The sequence below is a fragment of the Streptosporangium sp. NPDC048886 genome, assembly GCF_055586905.1.
This window is the reverse complement of record NZ_JBVJHH010000047.1, coordinates 41,386-66,727: the sequence shown is the minus strand read 5'-3', so window position 1 is coordinate 66,727 and position 25,342 is coordinate 41,386. Positions and strand designations below refer to the sequence as shown.

General features: G+C 72.5%; 22 protein-coding genes. 12 read left to right on the top strand and 10 right to left on the bottom strand.

Going from position 1 to position 25,342, the window contains the following annotated elements:
• Positions 1-90 precede the first annotated feature (90 nt).
• Genes ACZ6R6_RS40490 through ACZ6R6_RS40470 form a run of 5 tightly spaced genes read left to right on the top strand, consistent with a single transcriptional unit; the run spans position 91 to position 5,339 of the window.
• Positions 91-1,053: an STM4015 family protein gene (locus ACZ6R6_RS40490; protein WP_470102232.1), complete on the top strand. Its 963-nt coding sequence runs from the start codon at positions 91-93 to the stop codon at positions 1,051-1,053.
• Positions 1,050-2,195 (top strand): STM4014 family protein, encoded by a 1,146-nt coding sequence (locus tag ACZ6R6_RS40485; protein WP_470102231.1) that lies wholly within the window; start codon positions 1,050-1,052, stop codon positions 2,193-2,195. The genes ACZ6R6_RS40490 and ACZ6R6_RS40485 overlap by 4 nt, the downstream gene beginning before the upstream one ends.
• Positions 2,183-2,998, top strand: a complete 816-nt coding sequence (locus ACZ6R6_RS40480; protein WP_470102230.1) for an STM4013/SEN3800 family hydrolase — start codon at positions 2,183-2,185, stop codon at positions 2,996-2,998. The genes ACZ6R6_RS40485 and ACZ6R6_RS40480 overlap by 13 nt, the downstream gene beginning before the upstream one ends.
• 50 nt (positions 2,999-3,048) lie before the next feature.
• Positions 3,049-4,407 (top strand): STM4012 family radical SAM protein, encoded by a 1,359-nt coding sequence (locus ACZ6R6_RS40475; protein ID WP_470102243.1) that lies wholly within the window; start codon positions 3,049-3,051, stop codon positions 4,405-4,407.
• Complete coding sequence (locus ACZ6R6_RS40470) at positions 4,404-5,339, top strand: STM4011 family radical SAM protein (protein ID WP_470102229.1); 936 nt, start codon at positions 4,404-4,406, stop codon at positions 5,337-5,339. The genes ACZ6R6_RS40475 and ACZ6R6_RS40470 overlap by 4 nt, the downstream gene beginning before the upstream one ends.
• Before the next feature lie 105 nt (positions 5,340-5,444).
• Here ACZ6R6_RS40470 and ACZ6R6_RS40465 read toward each other — a convergent pair whose 3' ends face one another.
• The 6 genes from ACZ6R6_RS40465 to ACZ6R6_RS40440 all read right to left on the bottom strand — a co-directional run bounded on the left by ACZ6R6_RS40465 (position 5,445) and on the right by ACZ6R6_RS40440 (position 10,513).
• Positions 5,445-6,476 (bottom strand): DUF6745 domain-containing protein, encoded by a 1,032-nt coding sequence (locus tag ACZ6R6_RS40465; protein WP_470102228.1) that lies wholly within the window; start codon positions 6,474-6,476, stop codon positions 5,445-5,447.
• Positions 6,477-6,622: 146 nt separating this feature from the next.
• Entirely contained in the window at positions 6,623-6,949 is a 327-nt protein-coding gene (locus ACZ6R6_RS40460) for a hypothetical protein (protein ID WP_470102227.1), read from the bottom strand.
• A gap of 115 nt (positions 6,950-7,064) precedes the next feature.
• Entirely contained in the window at positions 7,065-7,658 is a 594-nt protein-coding gene (locus ACZ6R6_RS40455) for a TetR/AcrR family transcriptional regulator (RefSeq protein WP_470102226.1), read from the bottom strand.
• Positions 7,659-7,788: 130 nt separating this feature from the next.
• Positions 7,789-8,442, bottom strand: a complete 654-nt coding sequence (locus ACZ6R6_RS40450) for a biliverdin-producing heme oxygenase (protein ID WP_470102225.1) — start codon at positions 8,440-8,442, stop codon at positions 7,789-7,791.
• Positions 8,443-8,546: 104 nt separating this feature from the next.
• Positions 8,547-9,203, bottom strand: coding sequence for a response regulator (locus ACZ6R6_RS40445; RefSeq protein ID WP_470102224.1), 657 nt, complete (start codon positions 9,201-9,203; stop codon positions 8,547-8,549).
• A complete protein-coding gene (locus ACZ6R6_RS40440) occupies positions 9,200-10,513 on the bottom strand; it encodes a sensor histidine kinase (protein ID WP_470102223.1) in 1,314 nt (437 codons plus the stop codon). The genes ACZ6R6_RS40445 and ACZ6R6_RS40440 overlap by 4 nt, the downstream gene beginning before the upstream one ends.
• A gap of 179 nt (positions 10,514-10,692) precedes the next feature.
• Here ACZ6R6_RS40440 and lon point away from each other — a divergent pair, with 179 nt between their 5' ends.
• The 7 genes from lon to ACZ6R6_RS40405 all read left to right on the top strand — a co-directional run bounded on the left by lon (position 10,693) and on the right by ACZ6R6_RS40405 (position 19,703).
• Positions 10,693-13,062, top strand: coding sequence for an endopeptidase La (gene lon, locus ACZ6R6_RS40435; protein ID WP_470102222.1), 2,370 nt, complete (start codon positions 10,693-10,695; stop codon positions 13,060-13,062).
• 476 nt (positions 13,063-13,538) lie between these two features.
• Positions 13,539-14,501 (top strand): methionine ABC transporter ATP-binding protein, encoded by a 963-nt coding sequence (locus tag ACZ6R6_RS40430; protein WP_470102221.1) that lies wholly within the window; start codon positions 13,539-13,541, stop codon positions 14,499-14,501.
• Between the two features lie 55 nt (positions 14,502-14,556).
• The gene (locus ACZ6R6_RS40425; RefSeq protein WP_470102220.1) at positions 14,557-15,213 is read left to right on the top strand and encodes a methionine ABC transporter permease; all 657 of its coding nucleotides are present in this window, start codon (positions 14,557-14,559) and stop codon (positions 15,211-15,213) included.
• Between the two features lie 70 nt (positions 15,214-15,283).
• Complete coding sequence (locus tag ACZ6R6_RS40420; RefSeq protein WP_470102219.1) at positions 15,284-16,123, top strand: MetQ/NlpA family ABC transporter substrate-binding protein; 840 nt, start codon at positions 15,284-15,286, stop codon at positions 16,121-16,123.
• Between the two features lie 93 nt (positions 16,124-16,216).
• On the top strand, positions 16,217-17,752 hold the full coding sequence (locus tag ACZ6R6_RS40415) for an acyl-CoA synthetase (protein ID WP_470102218.1): 1,536 nt from the start codon (positions 16,217-16,219) through the stop codon (positions 17,750-17,752).
• 266 nt (positions 17,753-18,018) lie between these two features.
• The gene (locus ACZ6R6_RS40410) at positions 18,019-18,141 is read left to right on the top strand and encodes a hypothetical protein (RefSeq protein ID WP_470102217.1); all 123 of its coding nucleotides are present in this window, start codon (positions 18,019-18,021) and stop codon (positions 18,139-18,141) included.
• Positions 18,142-18,386: 245 nt separating this feature from the next.
• A complete protein-coding gene (locus ACZ6R6_RS40405) occupies positions 18,387-19,703 on the top strand; it encodes a S1C family serine protease (protein WP_470102216.1) in 1,317 nt (438 codons plus the stop codon).
• A gap of 100 nt (positions 19,704-19,803) precedes the next feature.
• Here the strand turns inward: ACZ6R6_RS40405 and cydC are convergent, their stop codons facing one another.
• From cydC to ACZ6R6_RS40385, 4 genes are read right to left on the bottom strand one after another with little or no spacing between them, the layout of a single operon-like run.
• The gene (gene cydC, locus ACZ6R6_RS40400) at positions 19,804-21,474 is read right to left on the bottom strand and encodes a thiol reductant ABC exporter subunit CydC (protein ID WP_470102242.1); all 1,671 of its coding nucleotides are present in this window, start codon (positions 21,472-21,474) and stop codon (positions 19,804-19,806) included.
• A gap of 5 nt (positions 21,475-21,479) precedes the next feature.
• Positions 21,480-23,207 carry a thiol reductant ABC exporter subunit CydD gene (cydD, locus tag ACZ6R6_RS40395; protein WP_470102215.1) on the bottom strand — a complete coding sequence of 576 codons (1,728 nt, stop codon included), beginning with the start codon at positions 23,205-23,207 and terminating at the stop codon, positions 21,480-21,482.
• Positions 23,208-23,225: 18 nt separating this feature from the next.
• On the bottom strand, positions 23,226-23,993 hold the full coding sequence (locus ACZ6R6_RS40390; protein ID WP_470102214.1) for a cytochrome d ubiquinol oxidase subunit II: 768 nt from the start codon (positions 23,991-23,993) through the stop codon (positions 23,226-23,228).
• Positions 23,994-24,003: 10 nt separating this feature from the next.
• Positions 24,004-25,188 (bottom strand): cytochrome ubiquinol oxidase subunit I, encoded by a 1,185-nt coding sequence (locus tag ACZ6R6_RS40385; RefSeq protein WP_470102213.1) that lies wholly within the window; start codon positions 25,186-25,188, stop codon positions 24,004-24,006.
• Positions 25,189-25,342 lie beyond the last annotated feature (154 nt).

Sequence of the window (25,342 nt, the reverse complement as noted above, 5' to 3'; positions counted from 1 at the left end):
TCATCCGTCTGATGCGGATTCATGATTCCAGAAGTGTCGGCGATCTCTGGTAGGACGTGATCTGTCACGTTTCGCCTGACAGGAGCCAGGATGGACTACAGCGAGTTCAACGACGAGGTCAACAGGCTGAACCGAGGAAGCTACGCCGGCCTGCCCGTCGTCGAGGCCCCCGGATGCGACGACGCGCTTCCGGAAGGGCTGCCGGCCCCCGAGTCGGCGGCCTGGCGGGTCTCCTGGAGCTGGCGGAGCGACGGGTTCGAGACGAACTTCCGGCACTTCCTCACCGTGGTGGACCCGGCGAAGGTGCCCGCCCTCATCGTCGGCGACTGGGGAAACGCCTACGAGAGCAGTTCCGAGCAGGCCGTGGGTCTTCTCGTGGAGCACGCCGACCGCTTCCCCGCCCTGCGCTCGCTGTTCCTCGGCGCGATCGCGTCGGAGGAGTGCGAGATCTCCTGGATCAACCAGAGCGACATCACGCCGCTGCTGGAGGCGTTCCCGTCGCTGGAGCGGCTGGAGGTGCGCGGCGGCTCCGGACTCCTGCTCCGGCCGGTCCGGCACGACGGTCTCAGGGTGCTGCGGTTCGAGACGGGCGGGCTGCCGGCCGAGGTGGTCCGCGCGGTCGGTGCGAGCGACTTGCCCGCGCTCGAATACCTGGAGATGTGGCTCGGCACGAGCGACTACGGAGGGGACGCCACGGTGGCCGATCTCGCGCCGGTCCTGTCGGGGGAGCGGCTGCCCGCCCTGCGGCACCTCGGCCTGCAGGACAGCGAGATCCAGGACGAGATCGCCGCGGCCGTGGCGTCGGCGCCGGTGGTGGCCGGGCTGGGATCGCTGGCCCTGTCGATGGGCACGCTGACCGACGAGGGCGCCGAGGCGCTGCTGTCGGGCCAGCCGCTGACCCACCTCGGGCGCCTGGACCTGCACCACCACTACCTGACCGACATGATGGTCAAGCACGTCGAGGCGGCCTTCGCCGGCACCGGCGTCGAGGTCGACCTGTCCGAGCAGGAGGAGCCGGACGAGGACTGGCGCTACGTCGCCGTGGCCGAATGACCTCGCTGACGGTCGTCGGCACGCCGGGGGAGCGACGGGTGACCATGTTCGCCGACGCCTGCGTCCGGTACGGCCTGCCGGAGCCCGCCGTCCTGCCGTGGACCTCCGTGCTGCGGGGCCGGGACATCCCGCTGCAGCCGGGGACGCTGGTGCGGATCGAGTCGCCCGGACAGGACGCCGGGGCCGACGCGCTGCTGCGCGGTCCGGGCGAGCCGTCCCGGGTCGGCGGCGGCGCCGCCTGGCACGCCGCCTTCACCGCCGGGACGGCGCGGATCCGCCGGGCCGTCGAGCGGACGCCCGGGGCCGTGCTGCTCTCCGACGCCGACGAGATCGCGGTGATGTTCGACAAGCGGCTGTGCCACGCGAGGCTGTCGGCGGCCGGGGTGCCGGTGCCGCCCGCGCTTCCCGGGCCGGTCGGCGATTACGTGGAGCTGCGCCGGCGGATGGACGAGGCCGGGTGGGGCCGGGTGTTCGTCAAGCCGGCCCACGGCTCGTCGGCCTCCGGCGTCATCGCCCTGCAGGCTTCCGGCGACCGGGTCAAGGCGGTGACGTCCGCGGAGCTGACCGCGGACGGGCTGCACAACTCGCTGCGGGTGCGTTCCTACGAGGACGAGCTCGACGTGGCGGCGATCGTCGACCTGCTCGCCGGGGACGGGCTCCACGTGGAGCGGTGGTTCCCCAAGGCGGGCCTCGACGGGCGGACGATCGATCTGCGCGTGGTCGTGGTGGACGGCACGCCGACCCACGCCGTCGTCCGCGCGAGCCGTACCCCCATGACGAACCTGCATCTCGGCGGCGAGCGCGGTGATCTCGGCGCGGTCAGGACCAGACTCGGCCCCCAGGGCTGGGAACGGGTCACCGGGGCGTGCGCCCGGGCGGCGTCGTGCTTTCCGGGGAGCCTGACCGCCGGGGTCGACCTGATGATCGGCGTCGACTGGCGGAGTGTCGCCGTGGCCGAGGTCAACGCCTTCGGAGACCTGCTGCCCCGCCTCACCGGCTTCCCCGGCGGCGGCGCCGAGCACCTGAACACCTACGAGGCCCAGGTCCGGGCCATCCTCGCACGCCGTACGGCGGCGCCGGACGCCGCCGCGCACCACCCCGCCGTACCGGCGACCACGGGAGGGATGCGGTGCGGGACGTGAACCGGATCGTGGGCAGCCATGATCTCCTGCTGGTGACCCTCGACACCCTCCGCTACGACGTGGCCGACGAGCTGATCAGGGCCGGGCGGCTGCCCACCCTGGCCAGGGCGCTGCCCGGCGGGCGATGGCAGCGCCGGCACAGCCCGGCGAGCTTCACCTACGCCGCGCACGCCGCGATCCTCGCCGGTTTCCTGCCCACACCCGCCGAGCCCGGGCCGCACCCCCGGCTCTTCGCGGCCGCCTTCCCCGGCAGCGAGACCACGGGCGGCGGGACATGGGTCTTCGACACGCCCGACCTGCCCGGCGGGCTGGCCGCGGCCGGCTACCACACGATCTGCGTCGGCGGGGTGGGGTTCTTCAACAAGCTCACCCCGCTCGGGGCCGTGCTGCCGGGGATGTTCGCCGAGAGCCACTGGGAGCCGGAGTTCGGGGTCACCTCGCCGGCCTCGTTCGAGGCGCAGATCGAGTGCGCCGAGCGGGCGGTCGCCGGAACGGACGGGCCGGTGTTCCTGTTCGTCAACGTGTCGGCGCTGCACCAGCCCAACTGGCACCACCTGCCGGGCGCCACCCGCGAGCACGGTGACAGCCGGGAGAGCCACGCCGCCGCGCTGGAGTACGTCGACCGGCACATCGGCCGGCTCTTCGCCCTGATGAGCAGCCGGCGGCCGGGGTTCGCGATCGTCTGTTCCGACCACGGCACCGCCTACGGCGAAGACGGATACACCGGGCACCGGATCGGCCACGAGGTCGTCTGGACCGTACCCTACGGGGAGTTCGAGATGGAGCAGGGAGGGTGGCGGTGACTGCGAGTCCCGACCGGAGTCCGGTGCCGGGGACGGCGGAGCCCGGGCCGGTGGGCACCCCGGCGCGGCCGGTCCCCGGCGGCCCGGCCGACGCGGGTCCCTATCAGGGATACGTGTACGCCTACCCGCACAAGACGGCATACCGGCCGCTGGAGCCGCGCCCGCCGCTGCGGCAGGTGTGGGCGGCCGAGCCGCTCGGCAGCCTCTTCCTCTACCTGCACATCCCGTTCTGCGAGATGCGCTGCGGGTTCTGCAACCTGTTCACCCGGACCGGCGCCCCCGAGGAGCTCGTCGCCGCCTACCTGGACGCCCTGGAACGCCAGGCGGAGGCCGTACGGGACGCCCTGGAGGAGCCGAGGTTCGTCACCGCGGCCGTCGGCGGCGGCACGCCGACCTACCTGAGCGCCGCCGAGCTCACCCGGATGTTCGACCTCACCGAGCGGATCACCGGCGCCGACCTGCGGGCCGTGCCGTTGTCGGTGGAGACCTCCCCGGCGACCGCGACGGCGGACCGGCTCGCCGTCCTGGCCGAGCGGGGCACGACCCGGATCTCCATCGGAGTGCAGAGCTTCGTCGACGCCGAGGCCCGTGCGGCGGTGCGCCCGCAGAGACGGCAGGAGGTCGAGGCGGCGCTCGGCCGCATCAGGGAGACCGGGTTCGAGACGCTCAACATCGACCTGATCTACGGGATCGACGGGCAGACCGAGCGCTCCTGGCGCCACTCGCTGGACGCCGCGCTCGCCTGGAGGCCCGAGGAGATCTACCTCTACCCGCTGTACGTCCGCCCGCTCACCGGCCTCGGCCGCCGCGTCCGCGACTGGGACGACCACCGGCTCGGCCTCTACCGGCAGGGCCGTGACCACCTGCTGGCCGCCGGATACGAGCAGGTGTCGATGCGGATGTTCCGGCTGCCGGGATCCTCCGGCGCGACCGGCTACGACTGCCAGAGCGACGGCATGGTCGGGCTCGGCTGCGGGGCCCGGTCCTACACCTCCGGCCTGCACTACTCCTACGAGTACGCGGTGGGCGCCGGTCAGGTACGCGCGATCATCGACGGCTACGTACGGCTCGCACCCGAGGAGTTCGCGGTCGCCAACGTGGGGTTCCGGCTGGGGGAGGACGAACGGCGCCGCCGTCATCTGATCCAGTCGCTGCTGCGGGCCGAGGGGCTCGACGCCGCCGCCTACCGGGAGCGCTTCGGCACGGAGGCGGCGGCCGACTTCGGCCAGGAGCTGGAGCGCATGGCCGGCCGGGGCTGGCTGGAGCCGCTGGAGCCGGTCCGCCCGCCGGGCCCCGCCGCCGGACGGCTCCGGCTCACCGCCGAGGGGCTGGCGCACTCCGACGCGATCGGCCCGGCGCTGTTCTCCGGCCGGGTCCGCGAGCTGATGGCGGGATACCAGGAGCGATGACCGAGCGCCCGACGGGCCGTGACCTCCCCCTCCTTCCGGGGACCGGCGGCCGCGCCCTGCCCGCCCCCGACCTGCCCGCAGGCGAGCGGGACCCCGGCCACCTGAGCATTCTCTACCGGGGACCGCTGGCGAGCTGCGACTACGACTGCCCCTACTGCCCGTTCGCCAAGCGCCGCGACGACACCGGGCGGCTGCGCCGGGACCGGGCGGCGCTGGAGCGCTTCACCGCGTGGGTGGCCGGACGCGACCACCCGGTCTCGGTGCTGTTCACCCCCTGGGGCGAGGGGCTCGTGCGGTCGTGGTACCGGCGGGCGATGGTCGAGCTCAGCCACCTCCCGCACGTCCGGCGGGTCGCCGTCCAGACCAACTTCAGCTGCCGTCCCGGCTGGCTGGCCGAGGCCGACCTGGGCACGCTCGCGCTCTGGGTGACCTACCACCCCGGTCAGGTCGCCTACGGGCGCTTCCTCGCCAAGTGCCGTGACCTGGCCGGGCGCGGGGTCCGCTTCAGCGTCGGCGTGGTCGGGCTGCCCGATCACCTGGACCACGCGCGGCGGCTCCGGGCCGACCTGCCCGCCGAGGTGTATCTGTGGGTCAACGCCGCCGAGGGCCACTCCTACACCGACGCGGAGGCGGCCGACTGGACGGCGATCGACCGCCTCTTCCGCTACAGCCGCACGCCGCACCGCAGCGCCGGGCAGCCCTGCCGTACGGGGGACAGCGTGATCTCCGTGGACGGCGAGGGCACCGTACGGCGCTGCCATTTCGTCCCGGACGTCCTCGGCAACCTCTATGACGGGACGTTCCGTCCGGCGGCCAGGGCCTGCCCGGCCGCCCTGTGCGACTGCCACATCGGCTACGTCCACCTGGAGCCGACCGGCCTCTACGACGTCTTCGCCGGGGGGATCCTGGAGCGCATCCCCCGCGCGGACTGACCGGGCGGCCCGCAGGCTCTCCGGGGCTCAGGTCTCCCAGGACCGCCCGTCAGCTCTCCCCGGAACGCCCGTCAGCTCTCCGGGACCGCCTGTCAGGTCTCCCTGTCAGGTCTCCCGGGCCGGCCGGTAGTCGGCCTCGGACATGCCGAAGGTCCAGGCCACGCCCTCGCGGGCGGTGCGGGTGGACGGGGGCACCCGCAGCCAGTATCTGCGGAAGGTGCCGTCGGGCTCGGCGGTGGAGTTGACCACCTCGACCATCACCACCGGCTCGTCGTCGGGCAGGTCGATCCGCCACAGGACACCCGTCTCGTCCTGGTGCAGCGGGGTCGCGCCGGACTCGGCGAGGTAACGGTCGTAGCCGAAGTGCTCCAGCATGACGCGGCGCAGCTCCGCGTTCTCCTCGGCACGGATGCGCTCGGGGGTCAGCGTCGCCATGGAGGCGGCGAAGCCGGCCGGGACCGGCATACCGCCCCAGGCGTGCACGGCGAAGCCGTCGGGGAACAGCAGCGCCGGGCCCTCGGCGCGGTGCAGGCGCGACAGCTCGTCGAGGTGCAGCTCGGCGGGGCGCTCGCACACGATGGCCACCCGTTCGAAGGGCCACCACCAGCCGGCCGACCGGGCGACCTGGACCAGCCCCTCCACCTCCGGCCTGCCCAGCGCGTCGAACAGCGACAGCCACGGCGCGTCCTGCTGGCCCAGCACGGCGTCCAGGGTGGAGGCGCGCAGCGCGGCCGCGACGGGCTCCGACTCCTCCGTCGCGGCGATGCCCCGGCGGATCTGGACGACCAGCCGGTTCACCGGATCCCAGAGCCGTCCTCCGGTCAGCGACCAGGCCAGCGGCCAGTCCACCGGGCCCAGTGAGGCGTGCGCCTCGGCCCTGGCCCGCTCCCACGGGCCGGTCCGCACCGCGTCGCGCACCGGCCGGCCGGCGCCGAGCGTGGCGATGGCCCGCGCGCCCGCGGCGGGGGAGTCGACCCAGATGATCTTCTCGGGCTCGGCCAGGCCGGCGATCCAGTACGCCAGCCGCACTCCGGCCTCGGCGCCGGGCCGGTCGGCGGGACCGGACCTGAAGGCGGCCTCCTGCCAGCGGAGCGCGGCGGCGGTCAGGACGTCGGCCAGTTCGGTGGTGACGGTCATCGAATACCTCCAGCGTGGAGATCCGGGCTCCGCCCCGGTGCCGTCAGGCTCGGGGCCTGTCGGGCCGGCGGGCCGCTCGCCCCGGCGGCGCCCGTGGGGGGAGATCCGGTCGGGCGGGAAAGTCGGGCGGGAAAGGAGAAGAGAGGTCAGTCGGCGACGACGCGGAAGGCGCCGGGGACGTATTCGCGCTGGCGCTGCACGCGGTACCAGCCCTTGGGCAGGGAGATCGCGGCGTGCTCCTCGTGGACGACGCGCCCCCCGGAGGGGACGTTCAGGAAGTCGGGGTCCAGCGGCCGCAGGCCGCGCACCAGCGTGCCGGGGCCGACCACCGCGTGGGCGTGACCCGTGGCCTCGCCCAGGGCCAGCACCAGCCGGCCGCGGGCGTCACGCGGCACGGACGGCGAGGTCCGGACCGGGGCGGGCACGGCCTCCTCGTGGACGGGCACGATCAGGATGTCTCCCTGGCGGTACATCTGGCAGGCTCCTCGCGTCGGGGGTCGATCGAAAGGTAGCCACCGCCACCGACATTTCCCGGCCGCCCACCGGCGGGCGGCCGCCGTGCGGCGTGCCGGAGCCCAGGGGACGCCCTCAGGCGCCCAGCCCGCGCAGCACGAACCCGCAGACGGTCTCCTCGGCCTCCTGCGGCGTCACCGTGCCGCTGAGCAGGGGCACCCGCTCGGCGCCGAGGACAGCGATGATCATGCGAGCGGCGGCGGCCACGTCGGGGGTCCGGAAGTCGCCCGAGGCCACCCCGCTGTCGAGGATGCCGGTCAGAATGCGCTGCATCGGCGCGACGTGGTCGGCCAGGCGCTGGTAGGCGTCGGGGCCCAGGGCCGCCGACAGGTCGGCGGGGCCGGGGTGGGGGTGGGCGAGCAGCCCGGCGAGCTGGAGCCGGACGAAGACCCGCAGCCGCTCGGCGGGGGAGGCGTGCTCGGGCAGCTCCCGCTCGTAGCTCTCGATGAAGTAGTGCGTCACCCGCTCGGTGAAGGCCAGCAGCAGCGCGGCCTTGTCGGGGAAGTAGTTGTAGAGAACGGTCCGGGTGATGCCGGCCTCGCTGGCCACGTCGGTCATCGAGATGGTGTCTATCCCCTGGCCGCGGGACAGCCGTGAGAACGCCTGCAGGATCCGGTCCCGTGTCTGGGCGCGATGTTCGCCGATCGTCGCGGCCGAAATCCGGGGCATGCCCCCATGGTCGCACAGAGTGGGCGGCGCGGACGGGCTGTGAGCCGTGAGGTCTCCGTACCGGCGCCGCTCGGCGGGGCGGGCGGCCCCGCCGTGCCGGCGCCGGCCGTACGGCGGGGCGCGGGGGAGCTCAGGCGGCGAGCTCGGCGCGCGCCACCCGGCCGAGGTCGGCGAGGACCTCGGTGTTGAGCAGGTAGGCCAGCTTGGTCTCGCGGATGATCCGCTGCCTGCCGGCCTCGTCCAGGGGCAGCGCGTCAAGCCGGGCGCGGTATTCGTTCTTGAACCGGGGCAGGCTGCCGACCTGGTCGAAGAGATAGAAATCGACGCCGCCGCCCGGCTGGTAGCCGTAGATCTTCTGCAGCTCCATCCGGATGAACTGCCCGCCGGACAGGTCGCCCATGTAGCGGGTGTAGTGATGGGCGATGTAGCCGTCGGGCCGGGTGGCGACCTGCTCGATGCGGGCGACCAGCGTCCGGGTCGGCGGGGAGGGCTCGATCCTGGACCGCCAGCCGGCGCCGTAGATCGTCTCCAGGTCGCGGGCCAGCGCCTCCTCGCGGTAGAGCTCGGGGAAGACGAAGGGCGCGGCGACCGGGTCGTCGGCGAGCGCCCTGGAGGCGCCGTCGAGGGCGGCGTAGGCGAAGTAGTGCTGGGCGACCATCTCGCCGTAGGCCTCGCGGCTCAGGTGGCCCGCCATCAGGGCCTTGAGGTAGCTCTCGTCCTCGGCCGCCCCGTGGTCGCTCCAGGTGGCGTCCCTGAGGACTTCGGAGAACGCTGGCTCACTCATGATCACTCCGCGTCGAAGAGGCTTTTCATGACACAGTGTCACAAAAACCGCGTGCCCCCGTCAAGCTGATGACGACACCTTGTCATTAAACCGCCCCCGGCTCCTCACCCGCCCGGACGGACCAGGCCCGTCTCGTAGGCGTGGACGATCGCCTGGGCCCGGTCGCGCAGGTTCAGCTTCGCCAGGATCCGGCCCACGTGGGTCTTGACGGTCTGCTCCGACAGCACGAGCTGCTCGGCGATCTCCTGGTTGGAGCGGCCCTGCGCGATGAGGGTGAGCACCTCGGTCTCGCGCTCGGTGATGTCGTCCAGCCGGCCGCGCGGGCGGCGCGGCCCGACCCGCGCGAACTCCGCGATCAGCCGCCGGGTCACCGAGGGCGCCAACAGCGCCTCCCCGGCCGCGACCACCCGGACCGCCTCGGCGAGCTGCTGCGCCGAGGCGTCCTTGAGCAGGAACCCGCTGGCCCCGGCCCGCAGCGCCTCGTAGACGTAGTCGTCGAGGTCGAACGTCGTCAGGATCAGGATCTTGGGCGAGAAGCCGTCTCCGTCCAGGATGGCCCGCGTCGCGGCCAGCCCGTCCATGACCGGCATCCGCACGTCCATCAGCACCACGTCCGGCCGGAGCCCGGCCACCCGGTCCACCGCCTCGCGGCCGTCGGCCGCCTCGCCCACCACCTCGATGTCCGGCTGGGAGTCCAGGAAGACGGTGAGGCCGGTCCTGACCATGCTCTGGTCATCGGCGATGAGCACCCGGATCGTCATGTGTTCTCCATGATCGGCAGAATGGCGGTGACCGCGAAGCCCGTCCCCACGGGCCCGGCCCACAGCCTCCCACCCAACATGGACGCCCGTTCCCGCATGCCGATCAGCCCGTGCCCCGGGTGCCCCCGGTCGCCCGCCTGTCCCGGTCCGTCGGCGGGATGGCGCCTGGCGTCGTTGGTCACATTGACGTGCAGCTCGTCGCCGGTCCGGTTGATCCTCACGGAGACGGCCGAGCCCGGCGCGTGCCGCATGGCGTTGCTCAGCGACTCCTGCGCGATCCGGTAGGCGGACAGGCTCACCGCCGTGGGCAGCCCGGTCAGGTCGCCGCCCAGGCTGAGCGTCACGGTGAGCCCGGCCGAGCGCGCGGTGCCGACGAGCTCCTCCAGACGGCCCAGGCCCGGCTGCGGCGCGGTGTCGGTGCGCCCGTCCTCGTCCCTGAGCACGCCCAGCACCCGGCGCATCTCGGTCATGGCCGCGAGTGAGAGCGCGCGGATCTCCCGCAGCCCCTCCTCCAGGCGCCCGGCGTCCCCGGCCGCCTGCAGCGGTACGGCCTCCGCCTGGATGGCGATCACCGACATGTGGTGGGCGACGACGTCGTGCAGTTCCCTGGCGATCCTGGCCCGTTCCTCCAGCACGGCCTGCCAGGCCAGCGCCTGCTTGCTGCGCCGTTCCTCCTGCGCCAGGCGGTGGGTGGCCAGCCGCCTGGCCCGCACGTTGTAGCCGAGGAGCGCGGCGACGCCCAGCAGGAGCGCGGCCGTCAGGATCTCCGCGTGGTTCGCGGAGTTGGTGGCCGCCACGGCGAGCATCGAGACGATCCACGCGCCCAGGGTGGTCGTCCGTTCGCAGCGGACCGCGACGGCGTAGACGATCAGCGGATAGGTGACGACCCCCGCCGTGGAGTAGGGCACGGTGGTCAGCGCGCGCACGATCGGGGCGGCCAGGAACATGCCCAGCGTGGCCAGCCGCCAGGCCGCGAGCGGCCACCGGTTACGCAGCAGCAGGGGGAACGAGGGCGCCGCGGCGGCGAGCCAGAGCAACGGCTCGGGGAACCGCTCCATGAGATCGCCGGCACGCAACATCTGTTCTTGGTCGTGCGTGAGGTCCGGGAACCCGTTACTGAACAGGGACCAGGCGATCAGGGCGTCGGCCAGCAGGACCAGGTCGATGGTCCGGAACGGCAGCAGGCCCAGGAAGGCGGGCATGCGCGGTCCCAGGCGGCGCGAGCGGGGGAACGGCGGACCGGCGCTCCCGCTCACCAGGGCGTGGGTGACCGGCTGTGTCAGCCGCAGGAGGCCGTCGCGCAAGAGCATCGGCCCAGCGTAGACAGCTCCGGTACGGCCCGGCGTCACACCCCGGGGTGATCCGGATCAGTCCCTCCCAAGAGGGACGATTACACGATTACGATCGCTCACAGCGAACACGCTCAACCTCGGGAACATTTCAAGGCTCCCATTAATTGAGTCGATGTAACTCAACCTTTGGAGTTCGCATGAGTGAGAGCTTGATCCTCCCGGTCCTTCCGCTCGACGACGAGGTCGTGCTGCCGGGCATGGTGGTTCCGCTGGACCTGTCGGAGAACGAGGTCCGGGCCGCGATCGACGCGGCTCAGGCTCTCGACGACAACAAGCCAGAGGTGCTGCTCGTTCCCCGCATCGACGGGCGATACGGTTCCGTGGGCGTCCGTGCCGTCGTCGAGCAGGTGGGCCGGCTGCCCGGGGGCGAGCCCGCGGCGGTGGTGCGCGGCGTAGACCGCGTCCGCGTGGGTTCCGGCACGACCGGCCCCGGCGCCGCCCTATGGGTGCAGGCCACCTTGATCGAGGCCGTCCGGGCGGGCGAGCGCGCCGAGGAGCTGGCCAAGGAGTACAAGGCGCTGGCCACCACCATCCTGCAGAAGCGGGGCGCGTGGCAGGTCGTCGACGCGGTCAACCAGATGGACGACCCGTCGATCCTCGCCGACAACTCCGGCTACGCCCCCTGGCTGAGCACCCCGCGCAAGGCCGAGATCCTTGAGACCCCCGACCCCGCCGACCGGCTGGAGAAGCTGGTCGAGTGGTCGCGCGAGCACCTGGCGGAGCTCGACGTGGCCGAGACGATCCGCAAGGACGTCCAGGAGGGCATGGAGAAGCAGCAGCGCGAGTTCCTGCTCCGCCAGCAGCTCGCCGCGGTCCGCAAGGAGCTGTCGGAGCTCAACGGCTCCTCCCCGGAGACCGAGGAGGAGGACTACCGCGCCCGCGTCGAGGCGGCCGACCTGCCCGAGAAGGTGCGCGAGGCCGCGCTCAAGGAGGTCGACAAGCTGGAGCGGACCTCCGACCAGTCTCCCGAGACCGGCTGGATCCGCACCTGGCTCGACACCGTCCTCGACATCCCGTGGAACGAGCGGACCGAGGACTCCTACGACATCGCCGCGGCCCGCGCCGTCCTCGACGCCGACCACACCGGCCTCGAAGACGTCAAGGACCGCATCATCGAATACCTCGCCGTCCGCGGGCGCCGGGCCGAGAAGGGGCTCGGCGTGGTCGGCGGGCGCCGCAGCGGCGCCGTGCTCGCGCTGGCCGGCCCTCCCGGAGTCGGCAAGACCTCGCTGGGCGAGTCCGTCGCCCGCGCGATGGGCCGCAAGTTCGTCCGCGTCGCCCTCGGCGGCGTCCGCGACGAGGCCGAGATCCGCGGCCACCGGCGCACCTACGTCGGCGCCCAGTCCGGCCGGATCGTCCGGGCCGTCCGCGAGGCCGGTTCGATGAACCCGGTCGTGCTGCTCGACGAGGTCGACAAGGTCGGCTCCGACTACCGGGGCGACCCGACGGCCGCGCTGCTGGAGGTGCTCGACCCGGCGCAGAACCACACCTTCCGCGACCACTACCTGGAGGTCGAGCTCGACCTCAGCGACGTGCTGTTCCTGGCGACCGCCAACGTGCTGGAGGCCATCCCCGGCCCGCTGCTGGACCGCATGGAGATCGTCACGCTCGACGGCTACACCGAGGACGAGAAGGTCGCCATCGCCCGCGACCACCTGCTCCCGCGTCAGCTCGACAAGGCCGGCCTCACCGCCGAGGACGTCACCGTCGAGGAAGACGCGCTGCGCAGGCTGGCGGGCGAATACACCCGGGAGGCCGGAGTCCGGTCCCTGGAGCGCTCGATCGCCAGGGTCCTGCGCAAGGTGACCGCCAACGTCGCGCTCGGCGAGGGCGAGCTGCCCGTGACGGTGGGAGACCTGGTCCCCTACCTCGGCCGCCCGCGCCACGTGCCGGAGTCCTCGCTGCCGGAGTCCCGCCAGCGTACGGCGGTGCCGGGCGTGGCGACCGGCCTCGCGGTCACCGGCGCCGGCGGCGACGTCCTCTACGTGGAGGCGTCGCTGGCCGACCCGGAGACCGGCGACACCGGCCTGACCCTGACCGGCCAGCTCGGCGACGTCATGAAGGAGTCGGCCAGGATCGCCCTGTCCTACCTGCGCTCGCGCGGCGCGGAGCTGGAGCTGCCGGTGGCCTCCCTCAAGGACCGCTCGGTGCACATCCACTTCCCCGCGGGCGCGGTCCCCAAGGACGGCCCGTCCGCCGGCGTCACCCTGACCACGGCCCTGGCCTCGCTGCTGTCGGGCCGTACGGTCAGGAACGACGTGGCCATGACCGGTGAGATCTCCCTCACCGGCCGGGTGCTGCCGATCGGCGGGGTCAAGCAGAAGCTGCTGGCCGCCCACCGGGCGGGCATCACCACCGTGCTGATCCCGGCCCGCAACGAGCCCGACCTGGACGACGTCCCCGAGGCCGTCCGCAACGAGCTCACCATCCACACGGTGAGCGACGTGCGGGAGGTCCTGGAGATCGCGCTCACCCCGGCCAAGGTCGCCGAGCACGCCGCGGCCTGACCCGCCGTCCGCACGGGGCCCGTCCTCTCCGGAGGGCGGGCCCCGTGCTTTCTCCGGAGGGCCTTGCCCGGAGGGCGGGTCCCGGGCCGCCGGACAAGATCAGAATTTACGGCGGTCCCCGGCACGGCGTGATCGAAGTCACATGACCTGTCGGGAATCGGGGGAAGCGGGGCCACGTTGACGCACACGTGAACGTGGCGCATCGTGAACGCATGACCCCGCAGGGCCGGGTCATGTGTTGTGGCATGCGCATGTGTCAGGCCTCTCCCATGCGGGCCATGCGCCGCATGTGCCTCATGCACTGAAAGCCCGCACTCGCCCGTTCCCTTCACGAAGGCCCTGAGAACCATGAGCTGCCCCGCGGACGACCTCGTCCTGCGCCGTCTGAGCCATCTCCCCTTCCATCCCGGCACGCGCTAGCTCTTCCCCCGCTCTGAGATCTTTTCGACGATCCGTTCTGATGGTGGGGAACAGTTGTGATTGATGTGTCGGGCCTGCGTAAGGTCTATCGAGATCGGGACCGTGAGGTGGTCGCCATCGACGGCGTCGACCTCCACGTCCGCGAGGGGGAGATCTTCGGCGTGCTCGGGCAGAGCGGCGCCGGCAAGAGCACCCTGCTGCGCTGCGTGAACCTCCTGGAACGGCCCACCGAGGGCACCGTCACCGTGGCCGGGCAGGAGCTGACCACGCTGGGGCAGGCCGAGCTGCGCAGGGCCCGGCAGCGGATCGGGATGATCCACCAGCATTTCGCGCTGCTGTCCTCCCGCACCGTCGCCGGGAACGTGGCCTTCCCGCTCGAGGTCATGGGGGTCGGGCAGACCGAACGGACCAGGCGGGTCGCCGAGCTGCTGGAGCTGGTCGGACTGGCGGACAAGGCCAAGGCGCATCCCGCGCAGCTGTCCGGCGGGCAGAAGCAGCGGGTCGGCATCGCCCGAGCGCTGGCCGGCAGTCCCTCGGTGCTGCTGTCGGACGAGGCCACCTCGGCGCTCGACCCGGCCACCACGCAGTCGATCCTGGCCCTGCTCAGGAGCCTGAACCGGGAGCTCGGGCTGACCATCCTGCTGATCACGCACGAGATGAACGTCGTCAAGTCGATCTGCGACTCGGCCGCCATCATGCGCAACGGCCTGATCGAGGAGTCCGGGGCCATCCCGGAGCTGATCGCCAGGCCCGGGTCCCGGCTCACCGCGGAGCTGTTCCCCCTCCCCGCGCCGGACCCCGGCACCGTCACGATCACCTTCACCGGACAGGCCGACGAGCCCGTGGTGTCGGAGGTGGTCCGCAAGTTCGACGTGGACGTCAACATCCTCGGCGGGGCGCTGGAGGAGGTGGCCGGCGTCTCCGCCGGACGCCTGCGCCTGCGCCTCACCGGTGACGAGCGTGAGGCCGCCCTCGCCTACCTGTCCGGGCGCGGCCTGCTGGTGGAGGAGAGCCGGTGAGCGGGCGAGTGAGCGGACACGGTGGCGAGGGGCTGCGGCCGACGGAGGGTGACGTATGACGTGGGATGAGATGGCTCCCCTGCTGTGGGAGTCGACCTGGCAGACCGCCCAGATGGTCCTGTGGTCCACGCTGTTCACCGTGCTGATCGGGCTGCCGCTCGGTGTGGCGCTGATCGTCACCGACCGCGACGGCCTGTTCCCGTCCTGGACGCTGAACCGGGTGCTCGGGCTCGTGGTCAACATCGGCCGCTCGCTGCCGTTCATCGTTCTGATGATCGCGGTGATCCCGCTGACCCGGCTGATCGTGGGGACGACCATCGGCACCGTCGCCTCGGTGGTCCCCCTCACCCTCGGCGCCGCGCCGTTCTTCGCCCGGCTGGTGGAGACCGCGCTGCGTGAGGTCGGCCGGGACAAGGTGCAGGCGGCCCAGGCCATGGGGGCCGGCGGGGCCACCATCGTCGGCAAGGTCCTGCTGCCCGAGGCGATGGCCGGCCTGGTCGCGGGGCTCACCGTGACCGTGGTCGCGCTGATCTCCTACTCGGCCATGGCCGGGGCGATCGGCGGCGGCGGGCTGGGCGACCTGGCCATCCGCTACGGCTACCAGCGTTTCGAGACCACGCTGATGGTGGTCACCGTCGTCGTGCTGATCGTCATCGTCCAGCTCGTGCAGACCCTGGGCGACACCGTCGCCCGCCGTCTCGCCCGGCACTGACCCCTTCCCTTCCCCCGGGCCCCGCCACAAGCGGCGGCCTGTGGTCTCCCATGCCCAAAAGGAGTGCATCATGCGTAAGTTCCCTGCGATCGCGTCCGCGATCGTCGCCCTGGCCGTCGCGCTGACGGCCTGCGGCTCGACCGAGCCCACCACCGCCGCGGGCGCCGCGGGCAAGGAGTCGGCGTCGGAGGTGCTCAAGGTCGGCGCGAGCCCCGTCCCGCACGCGCAGATCCTGAAGTTCGTCAAGGACAAGCTCGCCGCCAAGGAGGGCCTGAACCTGGAGATCGTCGAGTTCACCGACTACGTCCAGCCGAACGTGCAGCTCGACGACGGCCAGCTCGACGCCAACTACTTCCAGCACAGGCCCTACCTGGACGACTTCAACGCCTCCAAGGGCACCAAGCTGAGCCTCGTCCAGCCGGTCCACCTGGAGCCGCTGGGCCTCTACTCCAGGAAGGTCACCGACGTCGCCGGGCTGGCTGCGGGCGCGACCGTCGCCGTGCCCAACGACGCCACCAACCTGGGGCGGGCGCTGAAGCTGCTCGCCGACAACGGCCTGGTCACCCTCAAGGAGGGGGTCGGCACCGCGGCCACCGAGCGTGACGTGACCGGCAACCCCAAGAACCTCACGTTCCAGCCGCTGGAGGCCGCCCAGCTTCCCCGCGCGCTGGAGGACGTGGACGCGGCCGTCATCAACGGCAACTACGCGCTGGAGGGCGGTCTCAAGCCGGCCGAGAACGCGCTGGTGCTGGAGAAGGCGGAGGGCAACCCCTACGCCAACGGCCTGGTCGTGGCCGCCGGCGACGAGCAGGACCCGCGCGTGGCGAAGCTGGCCAAGCTGCTCGCCGGCCCCGAGGTGAAGCAGTTCATCGAGCAGACCTACAAGGGGGCCGTCACCCCCGCCGCCTGAGGCCGGTCACCGGGCCGTGGCCCCCGCGCAGCCGGGAGCCACGGCCCCGCCACGCCTTCTCACCGAACACCGAACCGAGTAATGTTCGGTTTCATGCACCCGGGAGCCATCGCCGCAGTCTCGCCGGACAAGCCCGCTGTGATCATGGCGGACTCAGGACGGGTCGTGACCTTCCGCGAGCTGGATGAGGAGTCCAACCGGCTCGCCCACCTCTTCCGCGCCACCGGACTCCGGCCCGGCGACCACGTGGCCTTCATGCTGGAGAACCATCCGCTGTTCCTGGCCGTCGCCTGGGCCGCGCACCGCTCGGGCCTGTACTACACGGCCATCAGCTCGCGGCTGACGCCCGACGAGCTCGCCTACATCGTGGACAACTGCGGGGCGCGGGTGTTCGTCTCCTCCGCCAAGCTGGCGGAGGTCGCCACCTCGATCACCGCCGCGACGCCGAAGGTCGAGCTCAGGCTCATGCTGGACGGCGTCGCCCCCGGCTTCGCCTCCTACGAGGAGGCGGTGGCCTTCCAGCCCGCCACGCCCGTCGAGGACGAGTGCCAGGGCATGGACATGCTCTACTCCTCCGGCACGACCGGCCGGCCCAAGGGTGTCAAACCCACCCTGTCCAGGGCCCCGCTGGACACGCCGGGAGCGCTGCTGCAGCTCATCCAGTTCCTGTTCGCGCCATCGGCCGACAGCGTCTACCTCTCCCCGGCGCCGCTGTACCACGCCGCCCCGCTGCGCTACTGCATGAGCTTCCAGCGCCTGGGCGCGACGCTCGTGGTGATGGAGCGGTTCGACCCCGAGCAGGCGCTCGCGCTGATCGACAAGTACGGGGTCACGCACTCGCAGTGGGTGCCGACCATGTTCATCAAGATGCTCAAGCTGCCGGAGGCGACCCGGGCGCGCTATGACCTCTCGTCGCTGAGGTGCGCGATCCACGCCGCCGCGCCCTGCCCGGTCCCGGTCAAGGAGCGGATGATCGAATGGTGGGGGCCGATCGTCCACGAATACTACGCGGGGACCGAGGGCAACGGTTTCCTCTACGTCGGCCCGGACGACTGGCTCAAGCACAAAGGAACAGTCGGCCGCCCGCTGCTCGGCGTGGTGCACATCTGCGACGAGGACGGCAACGAGCTGCCGCCGCGTGAGCACGGCACGGTCTACTTCTCCGACGGTCCGCGCTTCGTCTACCACGGAGACGAGGAGAAGACGAGATCCGCACAGGACCCGCTGGGCCGGGGCTGGACCACTCTCGGCGACATCGGCTACCTCGACGAGGAGGGTTTCCTCTACCTCACCGACCGCCGCTCCTACATGATCATCTCCGGCGGGGTGAACATCTATCCGCAGGAGGCCGAGAACGTCCTGTCCTTGCATCCGAAGGTGGCGGATGTGGCGGTCTTCGGCGTCCCGGACGAGGAGATGGGCGAGCAGGTCAAGGCCGTCGTCCAGCCGAGCTCCATGGATCTGGCCGGTCCTGGGCTGGAGGCCGAGCTGATCGGTTACTGCCGCTCCCGGCTCGCGCCCTACAAGTGCCCCAAGTCCGTCGACTTCCGTGCGGAACTGCCCCGCCATCCCACGGGAAAGCTCTACAAGCGTCTCCTGCGCGACGAGTACTGGCCCGACGTCCCCTGAGCCCCCGGCCCCTTGCGCCCGGACGGGACGGGGTGGGGCCGGGCGAGGCGGGCGGGCCTGGCGGGGCCCGAGAGACACGCCGCGACGGCGGAGAGCCGGCCACCGGGAGACCGGTCCGCGAAATGTGGTTCCGGATCCGTCTGTCAGGGCAGGCGGTGCCGGACGGGAGGTGCTCCACCCGTCGCGGATCGGTGTCGTCGATCGCCCACCGGAGGGATCTCGGTATGACGCAACCCCAGCCACCCATGTGCAGGACGTGCGGAGCGATGGTGGAACACCCCGGGCGTCACCGTGAATGGCACGAAGCCCTCCAGCGCCTGCTGCCCGGCCTGGAGGCCGAGCTGGAGGCCGTACAGGGCGGCGAGACCGACCACGGCTTCACGTTCTAGACGGGTAGGCCCGGATGGACCTGCTCCCCCGGGCCCGTCCGCGGAGTGATCACCTCGGGATCACGCGGTTTCCGGGCTGTTCGGCCTGCTTTGACCAGCCGCTATAAGCAGGCTGTCAGAGGATTCGAACAACCGAGATCATCCTCTTAACCTGCGCTTACGCGGGCTGAGGCATCGTTTCAGTCACCGGGAGGACCGGTCGCCGCCCGGCAACCCACGGGCGGACGCAGGAGTTGGGGGAAGACATGGATCCGAACAAGAATGAGCAGGACGGCACCCCGGCCGAGACGACCCCCGGCAACGACGGCTGGACTCAGTTCGGCAAGGTGCCACCGCGTGCGGGAGAGTACGCCCCGGGCGGGGATGCCGGGCCGGAGCCGACGCTGATCCACCCGGTGCCGGGACCGTACGCGGCCGAGACGCCGCCCCCGGTCCCCGCGCAGCGGGTCCCGCTCACCGCCGCGCAGAAGCTGGGCGCGGGGCTGGCACTGGCCGCGATGGCCGTCGGCGGCGGGGTGGCGGGGGCCTTCGCCGTGGCCTCCTTCGGCGGCACCACCACCACGATCGGCTCCTCCACCAGCCCGGTCGTCAGCCAGGTCAGCAACGTGACCACGGTCGCCGACGTCGCCAAGGCCGTCCAGCCCGCGGTGGTGTCCATCCAGGTCAAGACCGCCAACGGGGGCGGCGAGGGGTCCGGAGTGGTGCTGTCGGCCGACGGCCTGATCCTGACCAACAACCACGTGGTGGAGGCCGGCGGGCTGGGCCAGGGCGCCCAGGTGAGCGTCAAGTTCAGCGACGGCAAGTCGGCCACCGCCAAGGTCGTCGGCACCGACCCCGCCACCGACCTCGCGGTCATCAGGGCCGAAGGCGTCTCCGGCCTCACCGCGGCCTCGATCGGCGACAGCGACCGGCTCAAGGTGGGCGACTCCGTGCTCGCCATCGGCAGCCCGCTCGGCCTGTCCGGCTCGGTCACCGCCGGGATCGTCAGCGCGCTGAACCGCACGCTGACCGTCGGCGGCCAGCAGCAGCAACAGCTCCCGCCCGGCTGGGGCGGCGGGCAGCAGGGCGGCAGCGCGCCCACCGCCATCGGCGGCGCCATCCAGACCGACGCGGCGATCAACCCGGGCAACTCCGGCGGCGCGCTGGTCAACGCCTCCGGGGAGCTGGTCGGCATCAACACCGCCATCGCCACCAACGGCGGCGAGGGCAACATCGGCGTCGGCTTCGCCATCCCGATCAACACCGCCAAGCAGGTCGCCCAGCAGCTCATCGACAAGGGCAAGGTCACCCACGCCTTCCTCGGCGTGAACCTCGCCCCTGTCACCGGCGACGCGGGCGGAGCCCTGGTCAGCCAGGTGGTCGAGGACAGCCCCGCCGCCCGGGCCGGGATCAAGCAGGGCGACCTGATCACCAAGATCAACGAAACCGTGGTCGAGGACGGCACCACCGTGGTCGGCGCGGTCCGCGGCTTCAAGCCGGGGCAGAAGGTGACCGTCACCTACGTCCGCGACGGCCAGACCCAGACCGCCACTGTGACCCTCGTCGAGAAGGCCGGGGAGTAGTCTTCACAGACGGATGTGCCGCCGGGGTCGCTGCGGACCCGGCGGCACATCCTTTTCGGACCCGGTGGCGTGTCGTGGCGCGGCTCCCGGCTGTCCGGGACTACCGCCGGGCCACCAGTGCCTCCGAGCGCCACAGGTCGCGGTAGTAGCCGGGGGCCTCCACCAGCTCCGCGTGGGTGCCCCGCTGGACCACCGAGCCGTTCTCCAGCACCACGATCTCGTCCACCTGCTCCAGCCCGCGCAGGCGGTGGGTGACCAGCAGCGTCGTGTGGCCGTGGGTGGCGTCCAGCAGGTCGGCCATGAGCGCGTCGGCGGTCTCCTCGTCCAGCGCCTCGGCGGGCTCGTCCAGCAGCAGCACCGGCGGGTCGTTCAGCAGCGCCCGGGCCAGGGCCAGCCGCTGCAACTGCCCCCCGGACACCGTCCGCCCGTCCTCGCCGAGCACGGTGTCCCAGCCGGTCCGCTCCACCCACCGCTCCAGCCGGGCCCGCCGTACGGCCTCCGCCAGCGCGTCCTCGTCGGCCTCCGGGCCGGCCAGCCGCAGGTTGTCCCGCAACGACGCCTGGAACACGTAGGGGTCCTGGGTCAGCCCCGTCATCATCCGCCGGGCGTCGTCGGCCGACAGCTCTCCGATCTCCACCCCGCTCAGCCGGATCGTGCCGGACTCGGGCTCGACCAGGCGCATCAGGGCCGACAGCAGGGTGCTCTTGCCGGCCCCGCTGGGGCCGACCAGGGCGACGCGGCGGCCGGGGGTGAGGGTGAGGCTGACGCCGTTGAGGGCGGGGGCGCGGCCGGGGCCGTGCCGGACCACCAGGTTGTCGACCTCGACGGTCGGCGGGCCGTCGGGGACGGCGACGGGAGCGGCGGGCTCGGTCACGGCGGGCGGGGTCGCGCGGACCTCCCGCAGCCGACGGAGGGCGGCCAGCACCCCGGTCAGCCGCTCTCCGGCCGCGGCCATCGGCAGCACCGGCTCGAACGACACCAGCGAGGTCAGCGCGAGCACCGCCGTGGCGACCGCGCCCGCTCCGGCGTCGCGGGCGACCAGGACGACCGCCAGCACGGTCAGGCCCTGGGTGAGCGCGCCCAGCGCGGTGGCCACCGCGTTCGCCCGGGCCTGCCGGCGCTCCAGCGCGGCCAGCCGGGCGTCGGCCTCGGCGCAGGCCGCCAGCGCCCGGTCGCCGGCCCCGTAGGCGGCCAGGTCGGCCGAGCCGTGCACCAGGTCGGCGACCCGGGCGGCCAGGTCGGCCCGGGCGGGCGCGATCCGCGCCGACCAGCGCCGGGCGGCGGCGGCCGCGCCGGCCGGGATCAGCACCCCGGCCACCACCAGCCCGGCCAGCAGCGTCAGCGCCGCCGCCGGGAGCAGGAACAGCGCGATCACGACCGCGGCCACGCCGGTGACCAGCGCCGCGACCGCCGGCAGCAGGCAGCGGACCAGCAGGTCCTGCGCCGCGTCGGTGTCGTCGACCATCCGGCTGAGCAGGTCGGCTCCCCGGTGGTTCAGCGGACCGGCCGGGACGAGCGCCTCATACAGCCGCTCCCGGGTCGTGGCCTGGGCGCGCAGCGCCACGTCGTGCCCGGTCAGGCGCTCGCCGTAGCGGAAGACGCCCTTGCTCGTCGCGAACGCCCGGACCCCGACGATCGCCACGCTCAGCGCCGCCAGCGGGGGCTGCTCGGCGGCCCTGGTGATCAACCATGCCGCCGACCCGATCAGCCCGAGCCCGGCCAGCTCGGCCGCCGCCCCCGCCCCGGCGGCCAGCGCCAGCCGTCCACCCATCCGCTTCACAGGGACCTCCCGGTCTTCTCCGCAGGAACGGCGCCGCCGGCCGGGCCGGGTCCTCGGGCGGCTGCCCGGTCGGACACCACACGGCCGTCGGAGATCCGGATCACCCGGTCGGCCAGGTCGATCATCGCGGGCCGGTGGGCCACGATCACGGAGGTGCGGCCGTCGGCGAGGTCGCGGGTGGCGGTCACGACCGCGCCCTCACTGCGGCCGTCGAGCCGGGCGGTGGGCTCGTCGAGCAGCAGGACGTCGGTCGACGGGCGGCAGAAGGCGCGGGCGAGCGCGACCCGCTGCCGCTGTCCGGCCGACAGGTCCGCGCCGCGCTCGCCGAGCACCGTGTCGTATCCCTCCGGCAGCGCCCGCACGAACTCGTCGGCGTGCGCGGCCCGTGCCGCCGCCTCGACCTGGCCGGCCGTCGCGCCGGGGGCGCCGAGCCTGATGTTGTCGGCCACCGAGGTGGCGAAAAGATGGGGGCGCTGCGGCACGAACGCCAGCCGCCCGCGCCACCGGTCGAGGTCGGTGAGCTCGACGCCGTCGATCAGGACCCTGCCGGCGGCGGGGGTGACGAAGCCGAGCAGCAGGTGGAGCAGCGTGCTCTTGCCCGCGCCGCTCTCGCCGACCAGCGCGACCCGCTCGCCGGGCGCGATCACCAGCGAGACGTCCTCCAGCGCGGCCTCCTCCCGGCCGGGGTAGCGCACGGTGACGTTCTCCAGCCGGATCTCCGGCGCGGCACCCGGCGCCGCGCCCGGGTCGGTGCCCGCCGCGGACGCCCGCCCGTCCCGCGCCTGCGGCTCCGCCTGCCCGTCCAGTACGGCGAAGGCATGGTCGGCCGCCGCGACCCCCTCCATCGCCGCGTGGAACTTGTTGCCCATGTTGCGCAGCGGCAGGTATGCCTCGGGGGCGAGCAGCAGCACCAGCAGCGCGGTCGACAGGTCGAGCGACCCGGACAGCAGCCGCAGCCCCACCGGCACGGCGACCAGCGCCAGCGACAGCGAGGCGGCCAGCTCCAGCACCAGCGACGACAGGAACGCCACCCGCAGCGTGCGCATCGTCGCGGTGCGGTGGGCGTCGGCGACCTGCCGGATCACTCCGGTCTGGAAGTGGGCCCGGCCGAAGGCGCGCAGCGTGGGCAGGCCCCGGACCACGTCGAGGAAGTGGCCGCCGAGGCGGGCCAGGGCCCGCCACTGCCGTTCGGTGACGGCCTTGGTGTGCATGCCGACCAGCGCGCCGAAGATCGGGATGAGCGGCAGCGTGACCAGCACGATCACCGCGCTGGCCAGGTCGGCGACCGACAGCCGGACGAGCACGGCGATCGGCACGGCTCCCGCGACCGCGACCGACGGGAGGTATCCCGACAGGTAGGGGTCGAGGGCGTCCAGGCCCCGGCCGGTCAGCGTCACCAGCTCGCCGGAGCGGTGCGAGGTCAGCCGGGCCGGGCCCAGCTCCTGCAGCCGCGACAGCAGCCGGTGACGCAGCGCGGACTTCACGCCGGTGGTCGTACGGCCGGCGGCGACGCCCTGCAGCAGGCCCAGCGCCGCCCGGACGCCGACGACCAGCGCCAGCAGGACCAGGGCCGAGGCCGCGAACCGCCCGGACAGCACACCCGCCAGCAGTTCCGCCTGGACCAGGACGAGCAGGCCGGCGACGACCGCGGCGGCCAGGCAGAGGGCGAGGTGACGGCGGACGGCACGTTCGCTCCGGGCGAGCCGTAGGAGATCCTTGTGCATGCGAACCTTTGAAAAGCCTCAGAAGAACGACGGGATCCGATCGGCCGCACGCCGGGGACCGAACGTGTGCCATACCCATACTTGCGCGCCCACCATGAGGGGCGCGAACGGCACAATCATGAAACTCAACACACTTAGCGTCGAGGCGGGCGCGGTGTGCTCCAGCAGCCACGGGGTGAGCGCGGCCAGCAGCGCGGTGACGGGCGCGGCCGCGACGCAGGCCGAGACCAGCAGCGCCCCGCCGCTCCGGCGTGCCCCGGTCACCTGCCCGGGCAGCCGCCAGGAGAGGAAGGTCCAGCCGTGGAAGGCGAACGCCGCGGCGACCAGCAGCCCTCCGCCGAGGCCGGCCAGGCTGAGCGGCGGCCCGGACAGGCCGCCGGCCACCGCGGCCAGCGCCATGCCCCAGCTCAGCGCCAGGCCGTAGGAGCCGGCGCAGATCACCCAGTCCCAGCCCGCCCGCCAGGCGGGGCCGTCGAGGCGGCGGCGGAACCACAGACCGGCGTCGCGCAGGATCCATGAGACGAGCAGGATGACGACCAGCGGGTAGAGGCCGTACAGGACCTCTCCTTCGACCGAGGGGAAGGCGCCGAACAGCACGCCCGCCACGGCCACCAGCCAGACCTCGTTGGCCAGGACGAACGGCGCCATCGCGGCGACGACGCGGTCACGGTCCCGCTGGGTCCTGCCGAGCACGGGCAGCAGCATGCCCAGGCCGATGTCGAAGCCCTCCAGGGCGGAGTAACCGATCAGCAGGAGGGCGAACACGCCCGTCCAGAGGATGTCCATGGTCGTCTCCCTACAGGTTGAGCGCGTGCGGGCGTTCGGCGAGGTCGGCGGGGCCGTCCACGCCGAGGGTGGCGGCGGCGGGCCCGCGCTGGACGGTGCGGGCGATCAGGAGGTAGTCGACGGCCGCGAGCAGGCCGAGCACGCCGATGAAGCCGAGGAAGGAGAGGGTGACCATCCCCTTGGTGAGTCCGGGGGACATCGCGTCGGCGACGGTGAGCCTGCCGTTGATCAGCCACGGCTGGCGGCCGACCTCGCGGGCCAGCCAGCCGAAGATCGCGGTCAGGAAGGGCAGCGGGGTGATGAGCATGAGGATCGACTGCGCCCAGCGCCAGCGCGGCAGCCAGTAAACGGTGGGCAGCAGCACGAACATGACGAAGAGCTGGAGCAGCTGCCCGATCATGATCATCATGCTGAGCCCGGTCCCGGCCAGCGGCTCATCGCTGAACTTGCCCGGCTGGACCTGGGAGATGGCGCCGAACTGGGCGTAGCCGGAGCCGACGGTGACCAGCGAGCCGACGAAGGCGGTGATCACCCCCAGGCGGAGCGACCCCGTGAAGAACTCCCGCTCGGCGGTGCGCTTGAACAGGTGGTAGGCGCTGGCGCCCATCAGCACGGAGCCCCCGACCCACAGGCCCGCGCCGAGCACGTGGGGGAGCGCCATGACCAGGGTGGGGTTGGTCAGCAGGGCGCCGAAGTCGGTCAGCACCAGCCGGCCGCCCCGCTCCACGGCCCCGGCCGGGTTCTGCAGGAACGAGTTGGCCACCATGATCCAGAAGGCGGAGGCGTAGGCGGTCAGCGTCACCAGCCAGATGCACGCCAGGTGGAGCCACTTGGGCAGCCGGTGCCAGCCGAAGATCCACAGTCCCAGGAAGGTGGACTCCAGGAAGAAGGCCACGAGCGTCTCGATGGCCAGCGGCGCGCCGAAGATGTCTCCGGCGTAGTGGGACAGGCCGCTCCAGCCCATGCCGAACTGGAACTCCATCACCAGTCCGGTGACGATGCCGAGCGCGTAGTTGATCACGTAGATCTGGCCCCAGAAGCGGGTCGCCCGCTCGTGGACGGGCCTGCCGGTCACGGCGTGGCGGGTGTGCATGATCGCGACGAGGGGGGCCAGGCCCAGGGTCAGCACGACGAACAGGAAGTGGAGACTCCCCGTCACCGCGAACTGCGTCCGGGCCAGGTCGAGCACGTCCATGGTGTCACCTCCGTTGTTATGTCTGTCTACGCGTAGACACTCTACATGTAGGTCACCTACATGTAGAGTGTCTATAGGAGAGGTAGGGTGACACCGTGAGTGAGCGAAGCGAACGGGCCGGCGGAACGGCGCCCGCGCGCCCGGCACGGGAGGC

What these genes read in the sequence shown, in the direction of transcription:
- ACZ6R6_RS40490 (WP_470102232.1), top strand. Translation starts at nt 91, where the DNA reads ATGGACTACAGCGAGTTCAACGACGAGGTCAACAGGCTGAACCGAGGA.
- ACZ6R6_RS40485 (WP_470102231.1), top strand. Translation starts at nt 1,050, where the DNA reads ATGACCTCGCTGACGGTCGTCGGCACGCCGGGGGAGCGACGGGTGACC.
- ACZ6R6_RS40470 (WP_470102229.1), top strand. Translation starts at nt 4,404, where the DNA reads ATGACCGAGCGCCCGACGGGCCGTGACCTCCCCCTCCTTCCGGGGACC.
- ACZ6R6_RS40465 (WP_470102228.1), bottom strand. Translation starts at nt 6,476, where the DNA reads ATGACCGTCACCACCGAACTGGCCGACGTCCTGACCGCCGCCGCGCTC.
- ACZ6R6_RS40460 (WP_470102227.1), bottom strand. Translation starts at nt 6,949, where the DNA reads ATGTACCGCCAGGGAGACATCCTGATCGTGCCCGTCCACGAGGAGGCC.
- ACZ6R6_RS40455 (WP_470102226.1), bottom strand. Translation starts at nt 7,658, where the DNA reads ATGCCCCGGATTTCGGCCGCGACGATCGGCGAACATCGCGCCCAGACA.
- ACZ6R6_RS40450 (WP_470102225.1), bottom strand. Translation starts at nt 8,442, where the DNA reads ATGAGTGAGCCAGCGTTCTCCGAAGTCCTCAGGGACGCCACCTGGAGC.
- ACZ6R6_RS40445 (WP_470102224.1), bottom strand. Translation starts at nt 9,203, where the DNA reads ATGACGATCCGGGTGCTCATCGCCGATGACCAGAGCATGGTCAGGACC.
- ACZ6R6_RS40440 (WP_470102223.1), bottom strand. Translation starts at nt 10,513, where the DNA reads ATGCTCTTGCGCGACGGCCTCCTGCGGCTGACACAGCCGGTCACCCAC.
- lon (WP_470102222.1), top strand. Translation starts at nt 10,693, where the DNA reads ATGAGTGAGAGCTTGATCCTCCCGGTCCTTCCGCTCGACGACGAGGTC.
- ACZ6R6_RS40425 (WP_470102220.1), top strand. Translation starts at nt 14,557, where the DNA reads ATGACGTGGGATGAGATGGCTCCCCTGCTGTGGGAGTCGACCTGGCAG.
- ACZ6R6_RS40420 (WP_470102219.1), top strand. Translation starts at nt 15,284, where the DNA reads ATGCGTAAGTTCCCTGCGATCGCGTCCGCGATCGTCGCCCTGGCCGTC.
- ACZ6R6_RS40415 (WP_470102218.1), top strand. Translation starts at nt 16,217, where the DNA reads ATGCACCCGGGAGCCATCGCCGCAGTCTCGCCGGACAAGCCCGCTGTG.
- ACZ6R6_RS40410 (WP_470102217.1), top strand. Translation starts at nt 18,019, where the DNA reads ATGGTGGAACACCCCGGGCGTCACCGTGAATGGCACGAAGCCCTCCAG.
- ACZ6R6_RS40405 (WP_470102216.1), top strand. Translation starts at nt 18,387, where the DNA reads ATGGATCCGAACAAGAATGAGCAGGACGGCACCCCGGCCGAGACGACC.
- cydC (WP_470102242.1), bottom strand. Translation starts at nt 21,474, where the DNA reads ATGGGTGGACGGCTGGCGCTGGCCGCCGGGGCGGGGGCGGCGGCCGAG.
- cydD (WP_470102215.1), bottom strand. Translation starts at nt 23,207, where the DNA reads ATGCACAAGGATCTCCTACGGCTCGCCCGGAGCGAACGTGCCGTCCGC.
- ACZ6R6_RS40390 (WP_470102214.1), bottom strand. Translation starts at nt 23,993, where the DNA reads ATGGACATCCTCTGGACGGGCGTGTTCGCCCTCCTGCTGATCGGTTAC.
- ACZ6R6_RS40385 (WP_470102213.1), bottom strand. Translation starts at nt 25,188, where the DNA reads ATGGACGTGCTCGACCTGGCCCGGACGCAGTTCGCGGTGACGGGGAGT.